This is a genomic window from Pseudomonas sp. (assembly GCF_035512415.1).
Classification (GTDB): Bacteria; Pseudomonadota; Gammaproteobacteria; order Pseudomonadales; family Pseudomonadaceae; genus Aquipseudomonas.
Genome location: NZ_DATKDZ010000009.1, coordinates 324916 through 346906, shown reverse-complemented (window position 1 = coordinate 346906; position 21991 = coordinate 324916). Strand labels below are relative to the sequence as shown.

General features: G+C 61.7%; 18 protein-coding genes and 3 tRNA genes. 19 read left to right on the top strand and 2 right to left on the bottom strand.

Features of this window, described 5'->3' with window-relative positions; genetic code table 11:
* The first annotated feature begins 224 nt into the window (after nucleotides 1–224).
* From VMP31_RS05110 to VMP31_RS05045, 14 genes are all read left to right on the top strand, one after another.
* The gene (locus VMP31_RS05110) at nucleotides 225–1445 is read left to right on the top strand and encodes an aspartate aminotransferase family protein (RefSeq protein ID WP_325504724.1); all 1221 of its coding nucleotides are present in this window, start codon (nucleotides 225–227) and stop codon (nucleotides 1443–1445) included.
* A 175-nt stretch (nucleotides 1446–1620) separates the two neighbouring features.
* Complete coding sequence (gene aruF, locus VMP31_RS05105; RefSeq protein ID WP_325504722.1) at nucleotides 1621–2637, top strand: arginine/ornithine succinyltransferase subunit alpha; 1017 nt, start codon at nucleotides 1621–1623, stop codon at nucleotides 2635–2637.
* Between the two features lie 11 nt (nucleotides 2638–2648).
* Entirely contained in the window at nucleotides 2649–3665 is a 1017-nt protein-coding gene (astA, locus tag VMP31_RS05100) for an arginine N-succinyltransferase (protein WP_325504720.1), read from the top strand.
* A gap of 93 nt (nucleotides 3666–3758) precedes the next feature.
* The gene (astD, locus tag VMP31_RS05095; protein ID WP_325504719.1) at nucleotides 3759–5222 is read left to right on the top strand and encodes a succinylglutamate-semialdehyde dehydrogenase; all 1464 of its coding nucleotides are present in this window, start codon (nucleotides 3759–3761) and stop codon (nucleotides 5220–5222) included.
* Nucleotides 5219–6583 (top strand): N-succinylarginine dihydrolase, encoded by a 1365-nt coding sequence (gene astB / locus VMP31_RS05090; protein WP_325504717.1) that lies wholly within the window; start codon nucleotides 5219–5221, stop codon nucleotides 6581–6583. The genes astD and astB overlap by 4 nt, the downstream gene beginning before the upstream one ends.
* Before the next feature lie 80 nt (nucleotides 6584–6663).
* Nucleotides 6664–6951: a topoisomerase II gene (locus VMP31_RS05085; RefSeq protein ID WP_325504715.1), complete on the top strand. Its 288-nt coding sequence runs from the start codon at nucleotides 6664–6666 to the stop codon at nucleotides 6949–6951.
* Nucleotides 6952–6961: 10 nt separating this feature from the next.
* Nucleotides 6962–7972 carry a succinylglutamate desuccinylase gene (astE, locus tag VMP31_RS05080; RefSeq protein ID WP_325504713.1) on the top strand — a complete coding sequence of 337 codons (1011 nt, stop codon included), beginning with the start codon at nucleotides 6962–6964 and terminating at the stop codon, nucleotides 7970–7972.
* A gap of 385 nt (nucleotides 7973–8357) precedes the next feature.
* Nucleotides 8358–9359, top strand: a complete 1002-nt coding sequence (ltaE, locus tag VMP31_RS05075) for a low-specificity L-threonine aldolase (protein ID WP_325504711.1) — start codon at nucleotides 8358–8360, stop codon at nucleotides 9357–9359.
* Between the two features lie 256 nt (nucleotides 9360–9615).
* Nucleotides 9616–12240, top strand: a complete 2625-nt coding sequence (gene alaS / locus VMP31_RS05070) for an alanine--tRNA ligase (RefSeq protein WP_325504709.1) — start codon at nucleotides 9616–9618, stop codon at nucleotides 12238–12240.
* A gap of 114 nt (nucleotides 12241–12354) precedes the next feature.
* Nucleotides 12355–13593: an aspartate kinase gene (locus VMP31_RS05065; RefSeq protein ID WP_325504707.1), complete on the top strand. Its 1239-nt coding sequence runs from the start codon at nucleotides 12355–12357 to the stop codon at nucleotides 13591–13593.
* A gap of 186 nt (nucleotides 13594–13779) precedes the next feature.
* Nucleotides 13780–13965 carry a carbon storage regulator CsrA gene (gene csrA / locus VMP31_RS05060; protein ID WP_025165378.1) on the top strand — a complete coding sequence of 62 codons (186 nt, stop codon included), beginning with the start codon at nucleotides 13780–13782 and terminating at the stop codon, nucleotides 13963–13965.
* A 62-nt stretch (nucleotides 13966–14027) separates the two neighbouring features.
* Nucleotides 14028–14118 (top strand) — tRNA-Ser (locus tag VMP31_RS05055).
* A gap of 109 nt (nucleotides 14119–14227) precedes the next feature.
* Nucleotides 14228–14304: transfer RNA gene (locus VMP31_RS05050), tRNA-Arg, on the top strand.
* A gap of 72 nt (nucleotides 14305–14376) precedes the next feature.
* Nucleotides 14377–14453 (top strand) — tRNA-Arg (locus VMP31_RS05045).
* A 72-nt stretch (nucleotides 14454–14525) separates the two neighbouring features.
* On the opposite strand, the gene VMP31_RS05040 is transcribed toward VMP31_RS05045, so the two are convergent.
* On the bottom strand, nucleotides 14526–15023 hold the full coding sequence (locus tag VMP31_RS05040; protein ID WP_325504705.1) for a DUF4124 domain-containing protein: 498 nt from the start codon (nucleotides 15021–15023) through the stop codon (nucleotides 14526–14528).
* Nucleotides 15024–15347: 324 nt separating this feature from the next.
* Between VMP31_RS05040 and mgtE the strand changes: the two genes are divergently transcribed.
* From mgtE to VMP31_RS05020, 4 genes are all read left to right on the top strand, one after another.
* Nucleotides 15348–16790 (top strand): magnesium transporter, encoded by a 1443-nt coding sequence (gene mgtE / locus VMP31_RS05035; RefSeq protein ID WP_325504703.1) that lies wholly within the window; start codon nucleotides 15348–15350, stop codon nucleotides 16788–16790.
* 177 nt (nucleotides 16791–16967) lie between these two features.
* Entirely contained in the window at nucleotides 16968–17219 is a 252-nt protein-coding gene (locus VMP31_RS05030) for an OadG family transporter subunit (protein ID WP_325504701.1), read from the top strand.
* 25 nt (nucleotides 17220–17244) lie between these two features.
* Nucleotides 17245–19026 carry a sodium-extruding oxaloacetate decarboxylase subunit alpha gene (gene oadA, locus VMP31_RS05025; protein WP_325504699.1) on the top strand — a complete coding sequence of 594 codons (1782 nt, stop codon included), beginning with the start codon at nucleotides 17245–17247 and terminating at the stop codon, nucleotides 19024–19026.
* Nucleotides 19027–19038: 12 nt separating this feature from the next.
* The gene (locus tag VMP31_RS05020) at nucleotides 19039–20175 is read left to right on the top strand and encodes a sodium ion-translocating decarboxylase subunit beta (RefSeq protein WP_325504697.1); all 1137 of its coding nucleotides are present in this window, start codon (nucleotides 19039–19041) and stop codon (nucleotides 20173–20175) included.
* Between the two features lie 231 nt (nucleotides 20176–20406).
* On the opposite strand, the gene VMP31_RS05015 is transcribed toward VMP31_RS05020, so the two are convergent.
* Nucleotides 20407–20724 carry an Arc family DNA-binding protein gene (locus tag VMP31_RS05015; protein ID WP_325504695.1) on the bottom strand — a complete coding sequence of 106 codons (318 nt, stop codon included), beginning with the start codon at nucleotides 20722–20724 and terminating at the stop codon, nucleotides 20407–20409.
* A 389-nt stretch (nucleotides 20725–21113) separates the two neighbouring features.
* Here VMP31_RS05015 and phnC point away from each other — a divergent pair, with 389 nt between their 5' ends.
* The gene (phnC, locus tag VMP31_RS05010) at nucleotides 21114–21950 is read left to right on the top strand and encodes a phosphonate ABC transporter ATP-binding protein (protein ID WP_325504693.1); all 837 of its coding nucleotides are present in this window, start codon (nucleotides 21114–21116) and stop codon (nucleotides 21948–21950) included.
* Nucleotides 21951–21991: the final 41 nt, after the last annotated feature.

The following is a 21991-nucleotide window of genomic DNA, read 5'->3' as shown; positions in this document are numbered from 1 at the left end:
AAAATCCTTTTCCGCACCCCTGATAAATCCGCGCCAAGCGGGCCGGCTGCATTTAAACTGCGCCTTCCCGACGCTTTCTGTCGCATATCTGAAAGCGCCGGTTTTCCTCGGGTTGGCGCTATAAGAAGTTGTCGCATGGCGGCAATGCCAAGCCCGGATCAATCCCTACAATCCTTCACATCGCCTGCTATCCAATGCAGGTGTTCCTTGTCAGGAGAGCCCAGATGTCCGTTCAGCACGACCCGGTGCAACGCGCCGATTTCGACCAGGTGATGGTGCCCAACTATGCCCCCGCCGGCTTTATTCCGGTGCGCGGAGCCGGTTCGCGAGTCTGGGACCAGAGCGGTCGCGAGCTGATCGATTTCGCCGGCGGTATCGCGGTCAACGTCCTGGGCCACTGCCACCCGGCGCTGGTCGCAGCCCTGACCGAGCAGGCCAACCAGCTGTGGCACGTGTCCAACGTATTCACTAATGAGCCGGCCCTGCGCCTGGCGCACAAGCTGGTCGACGCCACCTTTGCCGAGCGCGCGTTCTTCTGCAACTCCGGTGCGGAAGCCAACGAGGCGGCGTTCAAGCTGGCCCGGCGCGTGGCTTTCGATAAATACGGCGAGGACAAGTACGAGATCATCGCGGCGACCAACAGCTTCCACGGGCGCACCCTGTTTACCGTCAGCGTCGGCGGCCAGCCGAAGTATTCCGATGGTTTCGGGCCGAAGATCCAGGGCATCAGCCACATTCCCTATAACGATATCGAGGCGCTGAAGGCCGCGGTATCGGACAAGACCTGCGCCGTGGTGCTGGAGCCGATTCAGGGCGAAGGCGGCGTGTTGCCGGCGGACCTGGCCTACCTGCAGGCCGCTCGCGAATTGTGCGACAAGCACAACGCCCTGCTGGTGTTCGATGAGGTGCAGAGCGGCATGGGCCGTAGCGGCTCGCTGTTCGCCTATATGCATTACGGCGTCACCCCGGACATCCTATCCAGCGCAAAGAGCCTGGGCGGCGGTTTCCCGATTGGCGCGATGCTCACCACCAGCGAGCTGGCCAAGCACCTGGCAGTCGGCACCCACGGCACCACCTACGGCGGCAACCCGCTGGCCTGCGCGGTGGCCGAGGCGGTGATCGACACCATCAACACCCCTGAAGTGCTGGCGGGCGTCAACGCCAAGCACCAGCGCTTCAAGACCAAGCTGGAGCAGATCGGCCAGCAGTACGGCGTGTTCAGCGAAGTGCGCGGCCTCGGCCTGCTGATCGGCGCGGTGCTCAGCGATGCCTGGAAGGGCAAGGCCAAGGCGATTCTCGATGCCGCTGCCCTCGAAGGGCTGATGGTGCTGCAGGCCGGCCCGGATGTGGTGCGTGTTGCCCCGAGCCTGGTGGTGGAGGATGCCGATATCGATGAAGGTCTGGCGCGACTCGAGCGGGCCGTGGCCAAGCTGACTCAAGCCTGAGTCGCCGGCCTGGCATGCCCCGCAGCGGGTGTGTCAGGCCGGATATGCTCAAGCCACGGATGGCTTGAGTCGAATCCAGGGAAGACCGTCTCTGTGTGTGCTGTGGCCTTGTCCGCAGCGTTTTCCAGGCTGCGCGCAGGTGCCGCCTGGAGCTTTTCTCGAAAGGAGTGACACCATGCTGGTGATGCGCCCCGCGCAAATGGCCGACCTCGCTGAAGTGCAGCGTCTGGCCGCGGATAGCCCGGTTGGTGTGACTTCGCTGCCGGACGATGCCGACCGCCTGCGCGAAAAGATCGCGGCCTCGGAGGCCTCGTTTTCTGCCGAGGTCAGTTTCAATGGCGAAGAGAGCTACTTCTTCGTCCTCGAAGACAGCGAGAGCGGTCGCCTGGTCGGCTGCTCCGGCATCGTCGCTTCGGCCGGCTATTCCGAGCCGTTCTACAGTTTTCGCAACGAAACCTTCGTGCACAACTCCCGCGAGCTGAAGATCCACAACAAGATCCACGTGCTTTCGCTGTGCCACGACCTGACCGGTAACAGCCTGCTGACCAGCTTCTATGTTGATCGGTCGCTGGTGGACACCGCCTGGTCCGAGCTGAATTCGCGCGCTCGCCTGCTGTTTCTGGCCAATCACCCGGAGCGTTTTGCTGATGCCCTGGTGGTGGAAATCGTCGGCCACAGCGATGAGGCGGGCGACTCGCCGTTCTGGGATGCGGTGGGGCGCAATTTCTTCGATATGAACTACACCGAGGCCGAGCGCATCTGTGGTTTGAAGAGCCGCACCTTCCTCGCCGAGTTGATGCCGCATTACCCCATCTATGTGCCGCTGCTGCCGGACGATGCCCAGGAGGCCATGGGCCAGGTGCATCCGCGGGCGCAGATCAGCTTCGACATCCTGATGCGCGAGGGTTTCGAGACCGACCACTACATCGACATCTTCGACGGCGGCCCGACCCTGCATGCCCGCACCTCAGGCATCCGCTCCATTTCCCAGAGCCGTGTGGTGCCGGTGCGCATCGGCGAGCCGGTGAAAGGCGGTCGGCCCTATCTGGTCAGCAACGGCCAGTTGCAGGATTTTCGCGCCATAGTCGCCGACCTCGATTGGGTGCCGGGCAAGCCGGTGACCCTGAGTTTTGCAGCCGCCGAAGCCCTGGGCGTCGGCGAAGGCGTCAGCGTGCGCCTGGTGGCGGTTTAAGGAGTGAGTGCATGATCGTTCGTCCCGTATGTAGCGCCGATCTTCCGGCCTTGCTCGAACTGGCCCGCAGCACTGGTGCCGGCCTGACCACCTTGCCGGCCAACGAGGCGCGCTTGGCGCACCGAGTGGCCTGGGCGGAAAAAACCTTTCAGGGCCGCGCCGAACGTGCCGATGCTGACTACCTGTTCGTGCTCGAGAACGATGCCGGCGAAGTGGTCGGTATCTCCGCGGTGGCGGGGGCCGTTGGCCTGCGCGAGCCCTGGTACAACTACCGGGTCGGTCTGACCGTCAGCGCCTCCAAGGAGCTGAATATCCATCGGCAGATTCCCACCCTGTTTATGGCCAACGACCTGACCGGCAACTCCGAGCTGTGCTCGTTGTTCCTGCGTGCCGATCACCGCAGCGGGCTCAACGGCCGTTTGCTGTCCAAGGCGCGCCTGCTGTTTATCGCCGAGTTTCGCGAGCTGTTCGGCGACAAGGTGATCGCCGAGATGCGCGGCATGTCCGACGACAACGGCCGTTCGCCGTTCTGGGAAAGCCTCGGCCGGCACTTCTTCAAGATGGAATTCAGCCAGGCCGACTACCTCACCGGCGTCGGCAACAAGGCCTTTATCGCCGAGCTGATGCCCAAGTTTCCGCTCTATACCTGCTTTCTCTCGGAGGATGCGCGCAACATCATCGGCCGCGTCCATCCCGACACCGAGCCGGCCCTGGCCATGCTCAATGGTGAGGGTTTCAGCTACCAGGGCTATGTCGATATCTTCGACGCCGGCCCGGCCATCGAGGCGGAAACCGCGAAGATCCGCGCGGTGCGTGACAGCCAGGCGCTGATTCTGGCCATCGGCACCCCCGGCGATGACGCCACCGCCTACCTGATCCACAACCGCAAGCGCGAAGGTTGTCGCATCACCGCCGCGCCAGCGCGCTTGGCAGCTGGCAGCCTGGTGGTCGATGCGCAGACCGCCAAGCGTCTGCAGCTGTCGGCCGGCGACCAGGTGCGCGCCGTGCCGCTGTCCGCTCGCGGCTGATTCTGAGCCTGGCGCGACCTGACGCGCGCCTCGCCCGTAGTACCTGCCCGGTGCCTGACCGGGCCCACACCTTGCTGGGAGTGATATAACAAAATGAGCACTCATTACATCGCCGGTGCCTGGCATGCAGGCCTGGGCGAACCGCTGCAATCGCTGAACCCGGTGAGCCAGGCTGTAATCTGGCACGGCCAGGCTGCCAGCGCCGCGCAGGTCGAGGCCGCCGTGCAGGCCGCCCGTGCCGCGTTCCCGGCCTGGGCTTCGCGTTCGCTGGATGAGCGCATTGCCGTGCTCGAGCAGTTTGCCGCCAGCCTGAAAAGCCAGGGCGAGGCACTTGCCCACTGCATCGGTGAGGAAACCGGCAAGCCGCTGTGGGAAACCGCCACGGAAGTCGCCAGCATGGCGGCCAAGGTCGCCATCTCCATCCAGAGCTACCGCGAGCGCACCGGCGAGAAGAGCGGCCCCCTGGCCGACGCCACCGCCGTGCTGCGGCACAAGCCCCATGGCGTGGTGGCGGTGTTCGGCCCCTACAACTTCCCTGGTCACCTGCCCAACGGCCATATCGTGCCGGCGCTGCTGGCGGGCAATTGCGTGGTGTTCAAGCCCAGCGAGCTGACCCCGAAAGTCGCCGAGCTGACGCTCAAGTGCTGGATCGACGCTGGCCTACCGGCGGGCGTGCTCAATCTGGTGCAGGGCGCGCGGGAAACCGGCGTGGCCCTGGCCGCCAATCCGGGCATCGACGGCCTGTTCTTCACCGGCTCGAGCCGCACCGGCAACCTGCTGCACAACCAGTTCGCCGGTCGCCCGGAGAAAATCCTGGCCCTGGAGATGGGCGGCAACAACCCGCTGATCGTCGATCAGGTCGAGAATATCGACGCCGCGGTCTACACCATCGTCCAGTCGGCCTTTATCAGCGCCGGCCAGCGCTGCACCTGCGCCCGTCGCCTGCTGGTGCCCCAGGGCGCGTGGGGTGATGCCCTGCTGGCGCGCCTGGTACAGGTCGCCGCGCAGATTCGGGTCGGTCGTTTCGATGAGCAGCCCGCGCCCTTTATGGGCTCGGTGATTTCCCTGGCGGCGGCCCAGCAGCTGATCCAGGCCCAGGCCCAACTGCTGGCCCAGGGGGCCAGCGCATTGCTGACGATGACCCAGCCAGAAGCCGATGCGGCCCTGCTTACCCCGGGCATTATCGACGTGAGCGCCATTGCCAATCGCCCCGACGAGGAATTCTTCGGCCCGCTGCTGCAGGTGATTCGCTATGCCGATTTCGCTGCGGCCATCGCCGAAGCCAACAACACCCAGTACGGCCTGGCCGCCGGTTTGCTGTCCGACTCCAAGGCGCGTTATGAGCAGTTCTGGCTGCAAAGCCGCGCCGGCATCGTCAACTGGAACAAGCAGCTGACCGGTGCCGCCAGCAGCGCGCCCTTCGGCGGCGTGGGGGCCTCCGGCAACCATCGCGCCAGTGCCTATTACGCGGCGGATTACTGCGCCTACCCGGTGGCCTCGCTGGAAGTCGAAAGCCTGAGCCTGCCCGCCACCCTGACTCCCGGAGTAAGCCTGTGAGCCACGCATCCAACGCGACTGCATTTGAAGTGAATTTCGATGGCCTGGTCGGGCCAACGCACAACTACGGCGGCCTGTCCTACGGCAACGTGGCCTCGCAGAGCAACAGCCAGGTGGCGTCCAATCCAAAAGAGGCGGCCAAGCAGGGCCTGGCCAAGATGAAGGCCCTGATGGAAATGGGCTTCAAGCAGGGCGTACTGGCCCCGCAGGAGCGCCCCAACGTCGCCGTGCTGCGCAGCCTGGGTTTTACCGGCACTGACGCTCAGGTGATCCAGAAGGTGGCGAAAGAGGCCATGCCCTTGCTGGTGGCCAGCTGTTCGGCATCCAGCATGTGGACCGCCAACGCCTGCACCGTCAGCCCCAGCGCCGACACCGCTGACGGTCGCGTGCACTTCACCGCCGCCAACCTCAACTGCAAGTTCCACCGCTCCATCGAACACCCGACCACCAGCCGCGTGCTGGCAGCGATGTTCGCCAGCGAGCAGCACTTTGCCCACCACGCCGCGCTGCCGGCGGTGGCCCAATTCGGCGACGAGGGTGCGGCCAACCACACGCGTTTCTGCAAGGGCTATGGCGATGCCGGCGTGGAGTTCTTCGTATTCGGTCGCAGCGCCTTCGACAGCCGCTTTCCGCAACCGGGGCGCTACCCGGCGCGGCAGACCCTGGAAGCCTCGCAGGCGGTCGCGCGCTTGCATGGCCTGAGCGAGGAGGGCGTGGTCTACGCCCAGCAAACGCCCGAGGTGATTGACCAGGGCGTGTTCCATAACGATGTGATCGCCGTGGGCAATGGCGAGGTGCTGTTCCATCACCAGGACGCCTTCCTCGACACCGACAAGGTGCTGGCCGAGCTGAGTGCCAAGCTCGCCCGCCGTGGCGGCAATTTCCAGGCCGTGTGCGTGCCGCGCGAAGCGGTCACGGTGGAAGATGCGGTGCGCTCCTACCTGTTCAACAGCCAACTGCTGAGCCGCGCCGATGGCGGCATGCTGTTGATCGTGCCGGAAGAGTGTCGCAACAACAGCAATGTGTGGAGCTACCTGCAGCAACTCACCAGTGGTAGCGGGCCGATCCGCGAGGTCAAGGTGTTCGACCTCAAGCAGAGCATGCAGAACGGCGGCGGCCCGGCTTGCCTGCGCCTGCGCGTGGCGCTCAAGGAGCACGAACTGGCGGCGGTCAATCAGGGCGTGATCATGACCCCGACCCTGCACGACAGCTTGAACCTCTGGGTCGACAAGCATTACCGCGATCGCCTGAGCGAAAACGACCTGGCTGATCCACAATTGCTTAACGAATGCCGCACGGCCTTGGACGAACTGACCCAGATCCTTAAACTGGGCGCGGTTTATCCCTTCCAATTAGCTTAAGTAGGGTGGATCACGCTTTATCGATCCACCGGTGGATGTAAAAACGCCATCCACCCTACGTCCAAACCTGTGGAGATTTTATGAGCGACGCCCTGCAACTGATCCTCGAAGACACCGACGGCACCCAGCTGGAAACCTCCTGCACGCGCTTTGCCGTGATCTGGCAGGGCCAGGAAATCTGGTTCCAGCAGGTTGGCAACAACCAGCTGATGATTGGCGTGGATGTGGAGGAGGGCGCTGCCGAATACGCCAACCTGTTACTGCGCCCCCTGGCCACCAACCTGGTCAGCCTGGAGCTGGAGATGGAAGCGGCTGGCCTGGATGAAGACGACGAGCACGTGCATGGTCCTGACTGTAACCACGACTGAGGTAACTCCTATGCTTGCCCTCGGCAAACTGCTTGAAATGACCCTGGCCGGCCATGAGCCGGCAGCGAAAATTCAGCTGACCCCCGAGGGCACGCGTTTGCGTTGGCTGGCCGAAGGCGCGTTGGAAATCACGCCGCCGGTGGCCGGCGACAATGGCCAGGATCTGCTGCTTTCGGCCGGTATCCATGGCAATGAAACCGCCCCCATTGAATTACTCGACCGCCTGTTGCGCGGTATTGCCCGCAACGAGTTGAAGCCGCGGGCGCGCATTCTGTTTCTGTTCGGCAACCCCGAGGCCATGCGCCGCGGCGAGCGCTATGTCGAGCATGACATCAACCGCCTGTTCAACGGCCGCCACGACCAGTACACCGGGCCCGAGGCCCTGCGTGCCTGCGATCTGGAGCATCTGGCCGCGACCTTTTTCAGCAAATCAGAGCGGACCCAGCTGCATTACGACCTGCACACCGCCATTCGCGCGTCGAAGATCGAGCAGTTCGCCCTCTATCCCTATCAGGAAGGCCGGCCGCGCAGCCAGCGTGAACTGGCGCGCCTGAGCGCTGCGGGGATCGAGGCGGTGCTGCTGCACAACAAGAGCTCGATTACCTTCAGTGCCTACACCTATGCGCAGCTGGGGGCCGAGGCCTTCACCCTGGAACTGGGCAAGGCGCGGCCGTTTGGGCAGAACGAACTGGTCAACCTGGATCTGCTGGAGCAGTACCTGCAGGCGCTGATCGAAGGGCGTGAGCCCGAGGTCGCTGGTGATGGTCTGGGCGACCTCAAGCTGTTCGCCGTGGCCCGCGAAGTGATCAAGCACAGCGACGCTTTCAAGCTGCACCTACCGGCGGATATCGAAAACTTCAGCGAATTGCCGGTCGGCTACTTGCTCGCCGAGGATATCGCCGGCACCCGCTGGGTGGTGGATGAAGCCGGCGCGCGAATTATCTTCCCCAACCCCAAGGTGAAGAACGGCCTGCGGGCCGGCATTCTTATCGTCCCAGCCGAGGATGTGCAGCTTGCGTGAGTAGCGCGTGAACCTGTAGCCCGGATGCAGTCCGGGAAGCGATGGTGGCCACACAATCTTTCCCCGGATTTCATCCGGGCTACGACTCGCGGCTAACCCGTAACCCGGATTGCGCTGGCGCTTATTCGGGGTCGCCGTGATCCATGCCCGGCCTATCTGTCCTGGTGCCGTTGCCCCTATCTGTACCTTGTTCGCTTATCCGCGGCGCTTTAGCATCGGGGCTTTCGCCACGTTAACGGGCATGCCGCGACCGGCAGCCCTGTTCTGGAAAACCAGTGCGGCATGCCCGCTTCCCTCATCCGGCGCTACGCGCCACCTTCTCCCGCAGGGAGAAGGGCACAAGGAAGGCGTCGCTACGCGACTTTCACACCAAGGAAAGCCCGCCATGGCCGTTATCGATCTGCGCAGCGACACCGTCACCCAACCCACAGCGGGTATGCGTGAGGCCATGCTGGCCGCCGAGCTGGGTGATGACGTGTATGGCGAAGACCCCACGGTCAACCGTCTGGAGCAGCACCTGGCTGCCGAGCTGGGGTTTGCCAGTGCCTTGTTCGTGCCCACCGGCACCATGAGCAACCTGCTTGGGCTGATGGCTCATTGCGCGCGCGGCGACGAATATATCGTCGGCCAGCAGGCCCATACCTATAAATACGAAGGCGGCGGCGCGGCGGTGCTCGGCTCGATCCAGCCGCAGCCGATCGAGGGCGAAGCCGATGGCTCGCTGGATCTGGCTAAGGTCGAAGCCGCGATCAAGCAGGACGACTTCCACTTCGCCCGCACCCGCCTGCTGGCGCTGGAAAACACCATGCAGGGCAAGGTGCTGCCGCTGGAGTACCTGGCGGCTGCTCGTGCGCTGACGCTCAAGCATGGCCTGGCCCTGCATCTGGACGGCGCGCGGCTGTATAACGCTGCGGTCAAACTGAATGTGCCGGCGCGGGAGATCACTCAGTATTTCGATTCGGTTTCGGTGTGCCTGTCCAAGGGCCTCGGTGCGCCGGTGGGCTCGCTGCTGTGCGGCAGCGCCGAGCTGATCGGCAAGGCGCGGCGGCTGCGCAAGATGGTCGGCGGCGGTATGCGCCAGGCCGGCGTGCTGGCCGCCGCCGGGCTGTATGCCCTGGAGCATCAGGTGGCGCGCCTGGCAGAGGATCACAGCAACGCCGAGCGTCTGGCTTCTGGCTTGCGCGAACTGGGCTATCAGGTCGAGCCGGTGCAGACCAATATGGTTTACGCCCAGCTCGGCGAACGCGCCGGTGCCTTGAAAACCTTCTGCGCCGAACGCGCAATCAAACTCAGCGCCGCGCCGCGTTTACGCATGGTTACCCATATGGATGTCAGTGCCGAGGATATCGAGCAGGTGATTCAGGCGTTTTCCGCCTTCCGGCGCTAGGTGAGGCTGCCCCTGTAGGAGCCAGCTTGCTGGCGATAGCGCCGGCATGATCGCCAGCAAGAACTTGGCGTCCCCCTGGCTCCTACATGTTATGGGCTGGTTATAAGTCTGGCTGCTTGAATAAACCGCGCTACAACGCCCGTGCGCTGCCATAGCTCCCGTCTATCAATAAAGGCACTAGCCCCCGAGCCCAGGCCCGATATAATGCGGCCCTTTGCCGGCTTTGCCGTGGCCGCCTGTTTCCGTGGATGATCCTATGAAAAGCGCAGAAATCCGTGAAGCCTTCCTGAGCTTCTTCGAAGAGAAGGGGCACACCCGTGTCGCTTCCAGCTCCCTGATTCCGGGCAATGACCCGACGCTGCTGTTCACCAATGCCGGGATGAACCAGTTCAAGGACTGCTTCCTCGGCCTGGAAAAGCGCGCTTACACCCGTGCCGCGACCAGCCAGAAATGCGTGCGCGCCGGCGGTAAGCACAACGATCTGGAAAACGTCGGTTATACCGCACGTCACCACACCTTCTTCGAAATGCTGGGCAACTTCAGCTTCGGCGACTATTTCAAGCGCGATGCCATTCATTTCGCCTGGGAGTTTCTTACCGGCGACAACTGGCTGAAGCTGCCCAAGGAAAAGCTCTGGGTCACCGTCTATGCCACCGATGATGAGGCCTACGACATCTGGACCAAGGAAGTCGGCGTACCGGCCGAACGGATGATCCGTATCGGCGACAACAAGGGCGCGCCTTACGCCTCCGATAACTTCTGGACCATGGGCGACACCGGCCCCTGCGGCCCCTGCACCGAAATCTTCTTCGACCACGGCGAGCATATCTGGGGCGGCCCGCCCGGCTCGCCAGAAGAAGACGGCGACCGCTATATCGAAATCTGGAACAACGTCTTTATGCAGTTCAACCGGACTGCCGATGGCGTGCTGCACCCGCTGCCGGCACCGAGTGTGGACACAGGTATGGGCCTGGAGCGCATCAGCGCGGTGCTGCAACACGTCAACTCGAACTACGAGATCGACTTGTTCCAGAGCCTGCTGGATGCCGCGGCCAAGGCCATCGGCTGCGCCAACGAGGCTCAGGCTTCGCTCAAGGTGGTGGCCGACCATATCCGCTCCTGCGGCTTCCTGATCGCCGACGGCGTGACGCCGTCCAACGAAGGTCGCGGCTATGTGCTGCGCCGCATCATCCGTCGCGCCTGCCGTCACGGTAACAAGCTGGGCGCTAAAGGCAGCTTCTTCTATCAGATCGTTGCCGCCCTGGTCGCCGAGATGGGCGAAGCCTTCCCCGAGCTGAAACAGCAGCAGGCGCATATCGAGCGCGTACTGAAAACCGAAGAAGAGCAGTTCGCCAAGACCCTGGAGCAGGGCCTGAAGATCCTCGAGCAGGACTTGAGCGAGCTGAAAGGCACGGTGATCCCGGGTGATGTGATCTTCAAGCTGTACGACACCTTCGGCTTTCCGATGGACCTCACCGGCGATATCGCCCGTGAGCGCGAATTGACCCTGGACGAAGAAGGCTTCGAGCGCGAAATGCAGGCACAGCGCGAGCGCGCCCGTTCCGCCAGCGCCTTCGGCATGGATTACAACGCCCTGGTCAAGGTCGACAGCGACACCGCGTTCCTCGGTTACCAGGGCACCAGCGGCAGCGGCAAGATAATCGCGCTGTTTGCCGCTGGCCAGGCCGTGGATAGCCTGAAAGAAGGCGAGGAGGGCGTTGTGGTTCTCGACCAGACGCCGTTCTACGCCGAATCCGGTGGCCAGGTGGGTGATAGCGGCTTCCTTGAAGGTGCTGGCGTGCGTTTCGATGTGCGCGACACCACCAAGGCCGGCGGTGCCTTTCTGCATCACGGTATCGTGGCCAAGGGCGGCTTGAGCGTTGGGACTTCGGTCAAAACCGAGGTCGACGCCAGCGTGCGTCAGGCCACTGCGCTTAACCATTCCGCCACCCACTTGCTGCATGCCGCACTGCGCCAGGTACTGGGCGAGCACGTGACCCAGAAGGGCTCGCTGGTCGACAGTCAGCGCCTGCGTTTCGACTTTAGCCACTTCGAGGCCATAACCCCGGCGCAGCTGAAAGAGCTGGAAACCATCGTCAACCGCGAAGTACGCGCCAACACTGAAGTGGAAACTCTGGAAACCGATATCGAAACCGCCAAGGCCAAGGGTGCCATGGCGCTGTTTGGTGAGAAGTACGGCGATCAGGTGCGCGTGCTGAGCATGGGCGGCGGTTTCTCCGTCGAGCTGTGTGGCGGCATTCACGTCAAGCGCACTGGCGATATCGGCCTGTTCAAGATCACCAGTGAAGGCGGTGTAGCAGCCGGCGTGCGGCGTATCGAAGCGGCCACCGGTGCTGCGGCCTTTGCCTACCTGAATGGCGCTGAAGAGCAATTGAAAGAAGCTGCTGCGCTGGTCAAGGGCAGCCGCGACAACCTGCTGGACAAGCTCGCCGGCGTGCTGGAGCGCAACCGTCAGCTGGAAAAAGAGCTGGAGCAGCTCAAGGCCAAGGCCGCCAGCGCGGCGGGCAATGACCTGGCCGGTTCCGCCGTGGACGTCAAGGGCATCAAGGTGCTCAGTGCGCGTCTCGATGGTCTGGACGGCAAGGCACTGCTGGCCATGGTCGATCAGTTGAAGAACAAGCTCGGCAGTGCGGTAATCCTGCTCGGCGGCGTGCAGGACGACAAGGTCGTGCTGGTGGCCGGCGTAACTCAGGATCTGACCGCCAAGCTGAAAGCCGGCGAGCTGATGAAGCAGGCGGCTGCGGCGGTCGGCGGCAAGGGCGGTGGTCGTCCGGATATGGCTCAGGGCGGCGGCGTCGATGCCGGTGCGCTGGACGGCGCATTGGCGCTGGCCACGAGCTTCGTCGAACAGGGTCTGTAAGCATCGCGGCTGGCCGAGGGCGCATGGCGGGGTGGCATTACGCCCGGCGGCCCTTGGCAGTCAATCGAGTTGTATGTTTAATGGGCGCCCTTCACGGGCTGAGGCGGCTTTGAAATGGCTTTGATCGTACAGAAATTTGGCGGCACCTCCGTCGGCACTGTTGAACGTATTCAGCAGGTAGCCGCGAAGGTGAAGAAATTCCGCGAAAACGGCGATGACATTGTGGTCGTGGTGTCCGCCATGAGTGGCGAAACCAACCGCCTGATCGAACTGGCCAAGCAGGTCAGCGATGGCCAGCCGGTGCCGCGCGAGCTGGATGTCATGGTGTCCACCGGCGAGCAGGTGACCATTGCCCTGTTGGCCATGGCGCTGATCAAGCTGGATGTGCCGGCGGTGTCCTATACCGGCAACCAGGTGCGTATCCTCACCGATAGCGCGCACAACAAGGCGCGCATCCTGCAGATCGATGACCAGAAGCTGCGGGCCGACCTCAAGGCCGGTCGTGTAGTAGTGGTCGCCGGTTTCCAGGGCGTCGACGAGCACGGCAATATCACCACCCTCGGCCGTGGCGGTTCCGACACCACGGGCGTGGCCCTGGCGGCGGCGCTCAAGGCCGACGAATGCCAGATCTACACCGATGTCGATGGCGTCTACACCACCGACCCGCGTGTGGTGCCCCAGGCTCAGCGTCTGGAAAAGATCACCTTCGAAGAAATGCTGGAAATGGCCAGCTTGGGCTCCAAGGTGCTGCAAATCCGTTCGGTGGAGTTCGCCGGCAAGTACAACGTCCCGCTGCGCGTGTTGCACAGCTTTCAGGAGGGTCCGGGCACCCTCATTACCCTTGATGAAGAGGAATCCATGGAACAGCCGATCATCTCCGGCATCGCCTTCAATCGCGACGAAGCCAAGCTGACTATCCGTGGCGTGCCGGACATCCCGGGCGTGGCGTTCAAGATTCTCGGCCCCGTCAGTGCCGCCAATATCGAAGTGGACATGATCGTGCAGAACGTTTCGCACGATAACACCACCGACTTCACCTTCACCGTGCACCGCAACGACTACAACGCTGCCCTGGCCGTGCTGGAAAACACCGCGCGCGAACTGGGTGCCCGCGAAGTGATCGGCGATGTGAAGATCGCCAAGGTCTCCATCGTCGGTGTCGGCATGCGCTCCCATGCCGGGGTTGCCAGCCGCATGTTCGAGGCCCTGGCCAAGGAAAACATCAATATCCAGATGATCTCCACCTCGGAAATCAAAGTCTCTGTGGTCATCGAAGAGAAATATCTGGAGTTGGCGGTGCGCGCCCTGCACACTGCTTTCGAACTGGATGCCCCGGCCCGTCAGGGCGATTGAGGCATTATCCGAAAGGCGCGGTTCAACCCGCGCCTTTTTTGCTTTTGGTTGGCATGGGTGGAGGCTTTCTTTCTGCCTACACTGGTCAATACTTAGGTTAAGGCTGGGTCTACTGGACGCAGCTGCAACCCTTTTATTTTTTGCAGACTGTTGTTGTCCTGAACTGTTATCCGTAAGGAGAAAGGAATGCTGATTCTGACTCGCCGGGTCGGAGAGACCCTGATGGTGGGTGACGAAGTCACTGTCACCGTGTTGGGCGTTAAAGGTAATCAGGTGCGCATTGGCGTTAACGCGCCGAAGGAGGTTGCCGTGCATCGTGAGGAAATTTACCAGCGCATCCAGAAAGAGAAAGGCGAAGAACCAAGCCACTAATTTTTATCGAAATTTTGGCTTTGCAAACGGGGCAAAGATGAGTATCATGCGCCCCGTGTTGCGGAGAGGTGGCCGAGTGGCCGAAGGCGCTCCCCTGCTAAGGGAGTACATCTCAAAAGGGTGTCGGGGGTTCGAATCCCCCCTTCTCCGCCATTATTTAGTGTTGTAAGGTTTTGCCGGTGTGAGAGAGCGGTAGCGGCTGAAAAGCGTATCGCAACGATCACAGAAGGCGGTTTCAGGCCTTTCAGTGCGCGGGTTACATGCACTCATAGCTCAGCTGGATAGAGTACTCGGCTACGAACCGAGCGGTCGGAGGTTCGAATCCTCCTGAGTGCACCAACTTGGAATGGCTTGCAGCGATGCAAGCCATTTTGTTTCAGCCAGCGGTGATCTGGTTTAAAAGCGCCATCTGCACTCATAGCTCAGCTGGATAGAGTACTCGGCTACGAACCGAGCGGTCGGAGGTTCGAATCCTCCTGAGTGCACCATACAAAAAAGGGCCTGCAGCGATGCAGGCCCTTTTTCTTTGTCTGGCGTTTGCCCAGGCGCTAGGCGCGCGGTTAGCGCTTGCCCTTGACGCAGCCTGCATCGTCGAAGCTGACCTGGCGGTTGTTGCCCTGGTTGTCGCGGTAGAGGTAGCGGGTCTGGCCGTTATGCTGGGTGATCCTGTCGGGTTTGCCCAGGCTGCTTTCCACATCGGCGCGGCTCATGCCGCTGGTTATCCGCTGGCGGATAATCGCCGTGCGGCGTTCGCTGCTGGTCATGTGGTTGCCGCAGCCATCGTCCCGACTGCCCACCACTGTCACCTCGCGCGCATCCCTTTGTGCTGACTTACGCTTGGTCTTGGCTTTGGCCGGTTTGGCCAGGGGTACTGCCTTGCCCTTGCCGGGCGTCGGGTTGTGGGCTTCCTGACGGTATTGCGCCTGCCCAGCGGCGCAGCCTTGCAGGGTATAGGTGATATGGCCGCTGGCGTCTTCGCAGCGAAATACGCTGGAAGCCAGCAGTGGGGTAGGGCAAAGCAAAATGGCGCAGATAGCTGCGCAGCGCAGTCCATGCATGGGGCGTCCTCCTTGACGTTCACCTGTGCAACCTTAGTCGATGCTTTTGCATCTGCCAGTGGTGCCCTGTCTGCGTGCCGGTGCGTCGCAGTTGCAGAGCTGCAAAAAGCATTCAGGTTTGCCTCGCAAGCGTTTGTTCTGGCCTTGCTTTTGTCGCATGCAAGGCGTTGGCGCGGTGTTATCATTTGCCCCGTCAGCCCCGCCGGGGCTTGTGGGACACCACCATGGACTTACCCAGTAGTTACTCTGAAATTCGATTGTGCAATCACGTACTGACTGATTGACCCTCTTTGGCGTGCGCCGCCGCTGGGGGTGGAGCGCGCCATGACTGAAGTAGAAGCGAAAAAACCGCAGGAAAGCCTGCAGGACCGCCTGGCCCAGGTGGTCGAACTGCTGCATCGGCACAAAGTGGTCGAAGACCTGACCCACCGTCAGGAAGGTCAGCACCACGGCCGGGTGGAAAACCTGGTGCACCGGCAAAACCTCGCCGAGCTGCAGCGCAAGCTCGACGATCTGCATTCCGCCGACGTAGCCCATATTCTCGAAGCCTTGCCGCTGAATGACCGTCTGACGGTCTGGCAGTTGGTCAAGGTCGAGCGCGACGGCGATATCCTCCTCGAAGTGTCCGATGCGGTGCGCGAAACCCTGCTCGCCGACATGGACGACCACGAGATTCTCGCCGCTGCCAAGGACATGGACGCCGATGAGCTGGCCGACCTGGCCTCCGAGTTGCCGCGCGATGTCGTGCATGAGCTGATGGAGTCCCTCGACGCCCAGCAGCGCGAGCGGGTGCGTTCGGCGTTGTCCTATGAGGACGACCAGATCGGCGCGCTGATGGACTTCGAGATGGTCACCATCCGCGAAGACGTCAGCCTGGAAGTGGTGTTGCGCTACCTGCGTCGCCTCAAGGAGCTGCCAGGGCACACCGACAAACTGTTTGTGGTGGATTACGACGGCGTGCTCAAGGGCGTGCTGCCGGTCAAGCGCCTGCTGGTCAATGATCCGGAGCGGCTGGTCAGCGAGGTCATGGCCACCGACCCGGTGAGCTTTCACCCGGATGAGGATGGCTACGACGCCGCCCAGGCCTTTGAGCGTTACGACCTGATTTCTACTCCGGTGGTGGACAAGAATGGCAAGCTGATCGGCCGTTTGACCATCGATGAAATGGTCGACCTGATCCGTGAGGAGAGTGAAAGCGAAGTCCTCAGCATGGCCGGTCTGCGCGAGGAAGAAGACATCTTCGCCTCGGTATGGAAATCCCTGCGCAACCGCTGGGCCTGGCTGGCGATCAACCTGGTCACCGCCTTTATGGCCTCGCGGGTGATCGGCCTGTTTGAGGACTCGATCGAGAAGCTGGTGGCGCTGGCGGCCCTGATGCCGATTGTCGCAGGCATCGGCGGCAATTCGGGTAACCAGACCATCACCATGATCGTGCGCGCCATGGCCCTGGATCAGGTCAGTACCGGCAACACCTCACGGCTGATTCGCAAGGAGCTGGGGGTTGGTCTGGTCAATGGCATCGTCTGGGGTGGCGTGATCGGCGTAGTGGCCTATCTGCTCTATGACAGCTGGTCCCTGGGTGTGGTGATGACTGCGGCCATGATCCTCAATCTGCTGTTGGCGGCCATGATGGGCGTGCTGATTCCCATGACTCTGGTGCGTATGGGTCGAGATCCGGCGCTGGGGGCCAGCGTGATGATTACCGCGGTGACCGACAGTGGCGGCTTCTTTATCTTTCTGGGACTGGCCAGTCTGTTTCTGCTCTAGGAGTTCTCGTTAGGGTTTGTGACGCTTTTTCGTCAGAAAATGTCCCATTAGCCTGTCTTGGATTTGCTTCAAACGCTTGTTTCAAGCTAAGGTTCGCCAGCTTTGTCCGGGGTCAATCCCCGGGCGCTCCTATCAATAATGAATGCAGCTAAAGTGCTGCTGGCAAAGGGAGCCAAGATGACCCCCAGTGAACTCCTGCTCGAGGGTGTCGAGCTCATGCTTTTCGGCCTGGGCTTCGTATTTCTCTTTCTGGTCCTGCTGGTTCTGGTGATCCGTGTAATGTCACGGTTGATCGAGCTGTTTGCCTCGAAAACACCTGTACCCGCTGCGCTGCCACCGGTTGCCCGGCATGCTGCCGAAGAGCCTAGTGCCGAGCTGCTAGCCGCCATCCAATCCGCTATTAATCAGCACCGCGCCCGTCGCGGTTGAGTCAGGTTCGAAAGGGAGCATCTGTATGACTGCCGTTAAACAAGCACTCGGTATTACCGATGTGGTGCTGCGCGACGCCCACCAGTCGATCCTGGCCACGCGCGTGCGCCTTGAAGACATGTTGCCAATCGCACCCAAGCTCGATCAGGTCGGTTTCTGGTCGGTCGAGTCCTGGGGCGGCGCGACCTTTGACTCCTGCATTCGCTACCTGGGCGAAGATCCTTGGCATCGTATTCGCGAGCTGAAGAAAGCCATGCCCAACACTCGTCAGCAGATGCTGCTGCGCGGGCAGAACCTGCTGGGCTACCGCCACTACGCCGATGACGTGGTGGAAAAATTCGTCGAACGCGCCGCGTTCAATGGCGTCGATGTGTTCCGCGTGTTCGACGCGATGAACGATCCGCGCAACCTGCAGACCGCTCTCAAGGCCGTCAAGCAGCTGGGTAAGCATGCCCAGGGCACCATCTCCTACACCACCAGCCCGGTGCATACCCTGGAGATGTGGGTCGACCTGGCCAAGCAGATTGAAGACATGGGTGCCGACTCGGTAGCCATCAAGGACATGGCCGGCATCCTCAACCCCTACACCGCGTTCGAACTGGTGACACGCCTGAAGGCGACCCTGTCGATCCCGATCCATATGCAATGCCACGCCACGGCAGGGCTGTCGACTGCAGCCATCGTCAAGGCGGTGGAAGCTGGCATCGACAACGTCGACACCGCGATTTCCTCGCTGTCGATGACCTACGGTCATTCGCCAACCGAATCCGTGGTAGCCATCTTCCAGGGTTCCGAGCGCGATACCGGTCTGGATCTGCTGCTGCTGGAAGAAATTGCCGCGTATTTCCGTGAAGTACGGAAGAAGTACGCCAAATTCGAGGGCAACCTCAAGGGCGTCGACTCGCGCATTCTGGTCGCCCAGGTGCCGGGCGGCATGTTGACCAATATGGAAGGCCAGCTAAAAGAGCAGGGTGCCCAGGACAAGTTTGACGAAGTGCTGGCAGAGATCCCGCGCGTACGCGAAGACCTCGGCTTTATCCCGCTGGTGACCCCGACCTCGCAGATCGTTGGCACCCAGGCGGTGATCAACGTGCTGACCGGTGAGCGCTACAAGTCGATCACCAAGGAAACTGCCGGCATATTGAAAGGTGAATACGGTGCAGCGCCGGCACCTTTCAATAAAGAGCTGCAGGCGCGCGTACTGGATGGCGCTGAAGCCGTTACCTGCCGCCCGGCCGACCTGCTTGAAGCCGAAATGGACAAACTGACTGCCGAACTCAAGGGCATTGCCAAAGAGAAGGGCATCAAGCTGGCCGCCGATGAAATCGACGACGTGCTGACCTATGCACTGTTCCCGCAGATCGGCCTGAAGTTCCTGGAAAACCGCGGTAATCCAGCGGCCTTCGAACCGGCTCCGACCGGCAAGGAGCAGCCCGCCCGTGAAGCCGACAAGCCTGAGGTCTATACCGTTGAAGTCAACGGCAAGTCCTTTGTCGTGCAGGTCAACGAGGGTGGCGATATCGACGGCATCAAGCCTGTAGGTGGCGCGTCGGCGTCGGCCGCAGGCGCTGTTGCAGCCGCTCCTGTGGGCGGCGGCGAGCCTCAGGCTGCGCCGCTGGCCGGCAATATCTTCAAGGTGTTGGTGCAGCCGGGTCAGATTGTCGAGGAGGGTCATTTGTTGATCATCCTCGAGGCGATGAAGATGGAAACCGAGATCCGTGCGTTCAAGGCTGGCACCATCGGTGCGGTCAACGTCAAGGTCGGTGATGCGGTGGCGGTGGGCGACAGCCTGCTGACCATTGGTTAAGGGAGCGCGGTAATGGATAAGCTCCTCAAGCTTTGGCAGAGCACGGGTCTGTACCACGTTGAGCCGGGTCAGCTGTTTATGATGGCGGTCTGCATCCTGCTGATCTATCTGGCGATCAAGAAAGGCTTTGAGCCTCTGTTGCTGTTGCCGATCGGTTTCGGTGGGTTGCTGGCTAACATCCCGGTGGCCAACATGGCAGAAGGCTCGGGTTTCCTGCATATGATCTACGAGGTGGGTCTGCCCACCAGTATCTTCCCGCTGCTGATCTTCCTTGGCGTCGGGGCCATGACCGACTTCGGGCCGATGCTGGCTAACCCCAAGACCTTGCTTCTGGGGGCGGCGGCGCAGTTCGGTATCTTCGGCACCCTGCTTGGCGCGCTGGCGTTGACCTCCCTGGGTATCCCGGGCCTGGAGTTCACTCTCAAAGAAGCTGCTTCCATCGCCATTATCGGCGGTGCAGACGGCCCCACCTCGATCTTCGTGACCTCCAAGCTGGCTCCGCATCTGCTCGGCCCGATTGCCGTAGCGGCCTACGCCTATATGGCGCTGGTGCCCTTGATTCAGCCGCCGATCATGCGTGCGCTGACCACCAAGGAAGAGCGCGCCATCGTGATGCAGCAGCTGCGTCCGGTGGGGCAGACCGAGAAGATCATCTTCCCGATCGTGCTGTGCGTGTTGATCGGTATGCTGCTGCCCGATGCCGCGCCGCTGGTGGGCATGTTCGCCCTCGGCAACCTGCTGCGTGAAAGCGGTGTGGTCGAGCGTCTGGCTGATACCTCGCGTAATGCGCTGATCAATATCGTCACCATCTTCCTCGGCCTGACCGTGGGTTCCAAGCTGTCGGCGGACTCCTTTCTGCAGCTGAAAACCCTGGGCATTCTCAGCCTGGGCATGGTGGCGTTCTGCGCGGGTACTGCGGCGGGTGTGCTGATGGCCAAGCTGATGAATGTGTTCAGCGAGAACAAGGTCAACCCTTTGATCGGCTCGGCTGGCGTCTCGGCGGTACCGATGGCGGCGCGGGTGTCGAACAAGGTGGGCCTGGAGGCCAATCCGCAGAACTTCCTGCTGATGCACGCCATGGGGCCCAATGTGGCCGGTGTGATCGGCTCGGCGGTGGCGGCGGGGGTGTTGCTCAACTTCGTTGGTTGATAGGGCCGATGTTAAAAAACCGCCTCATTGAGGCGGTTTTTTATGTCTTGGTTTCAGGGATGGAGTGAAGGTCGCACTGCGAGCTTGGGGCATGAATCTATCGGCGTCTATCAGCGCTGAATAACAGCGGCTCGCGAAATAGGCATAGAAAAGCCGCTCGGTAGGCGGCTCAAGCAAATCGCAGATGCAACAAAACCGGCCGCTGGGGGCCGGTTTTTTTGCGGCCTGGGATCAGGCTTCTTCGTTGGCCATTTCGACGTCGTGAGCAATCAATGCCACCAGGGCATTCTGCTGGCGACGTGACAGCTGACGAAAGCGCTGCAGCAGCTCGCGTTCATGCAACGACAGTTCTGGGCTGTCGAGGCGCATATTGAGGTCATCACCGAGAGAGCCTTCCTGGAGCATGCTTTGCTCGAGGCGAGCAATGATCTCCGAGTTCATGCTGCGGTGATGGTTACGTGCGACATCTGCGATACGTTCGCGCATGCCGTCTGGCAGGCGAACAACGAATTTGTCAGCGGTACGGCTGGAATAGAGTGCTGGTTTCATAGGGCGCGTACATTAAACCGGTTAGTTTAGGAAAGCGATACTGGCGATAAGCTATGGAGTCGTCACCGGTTTGACCACTCGTAGCACTAACCGTTCAGCCGGAACGCTATTCAGTATTATTACCCTCATAACTTGCAGGGCATTAAATTGACGCCAATTGCGTGGCGCAATTGTGGCTGGTGTGCAGGCTTTTTGCCAGCACCGGTTATCAGAAATGCGCCTTATTCGGCAAAAAGCAAGGGTTTCTGGCTGAGCGCGCGAGAAAGTTAAAGCAATGGTCACGCAAGTGTCATGGCCCATTAATCGGCCTGACACAGGATTTGCCTACCTTGGTCTACACCAGAAGGCGGCTTCGCGCCGCGGTGTAACCCTTAATAAGGAGGCATTCCATGAGTGCAGTGATCCGGGTCGAGAGCCTGAACAAGACGTTCGGCCGCAAGCAAGCGCTGTTTGATCTGGCGCTGTCCGTCGAGCCCGGTGAAATGGTGGCGTTGATTGGAGCCTCCGGTTCCGGCAAGTCTACCTTGTTGCGTCATGTGGCGGGCCTGGCCTGTTGCGACCGTAGCGGCGGAGGCAGCATTCAGGTGCTGGGCCGCGAAGTGCAGGCTGCAGGTCGCCTGAATGGCGAAGTGCGCCGTCTGCGTGCCGACATCGGCTACATCTTTCAGCAGTTCAATCTGGTCGGCCGCCTTAGCGTGATGCAGAACGTGCTGCTCGGCTGCCTGGGGCGCATGCCGCGCTGGCGAGGCAGCTTCGGCCTGTTCAATGCCGAAGAAAAGCAGCGTGCGCGGCAGGCGTTGGCACGTGTCGGTCTGGCGGATCTGGCGCAGCAGCGCGCCTCGACTTTATCCGGCGGCCAGCAGCAGCGCGTGGCGATTGCCCGCGCCCTGTGCCAGCGCGCCAAGGTGATTCTGGCCGACGAGCCGATTGCCTCGCTGGACCCCGAGTCAGCGCGCAAGGTCATGCAGATTCTCGCCGACATCAACCGTGAAGACGGCACCACCGTGGTGGTCACCCTGCATCAGGTTGATTACGCCATGCGCTATTGCCAGCGCGCCGTGGCGTTGAAAGCGGGGCGTATTCATTACGACGGCGCGGCCGCCGAGCTGCATCCCAACTTCCTTAACGATCTCTACGGTGCCGAGCTCCTAGCCGAGCCGCAAACCGAAGAGAAGCCACGCCGTGCGCCTAAGGCAAAAGTCCCACTGACCCTGGCCAAGGCCTGAGTCGCTTCCCTGTTATGCCAACCCCTGTCTGTCCATCTGCA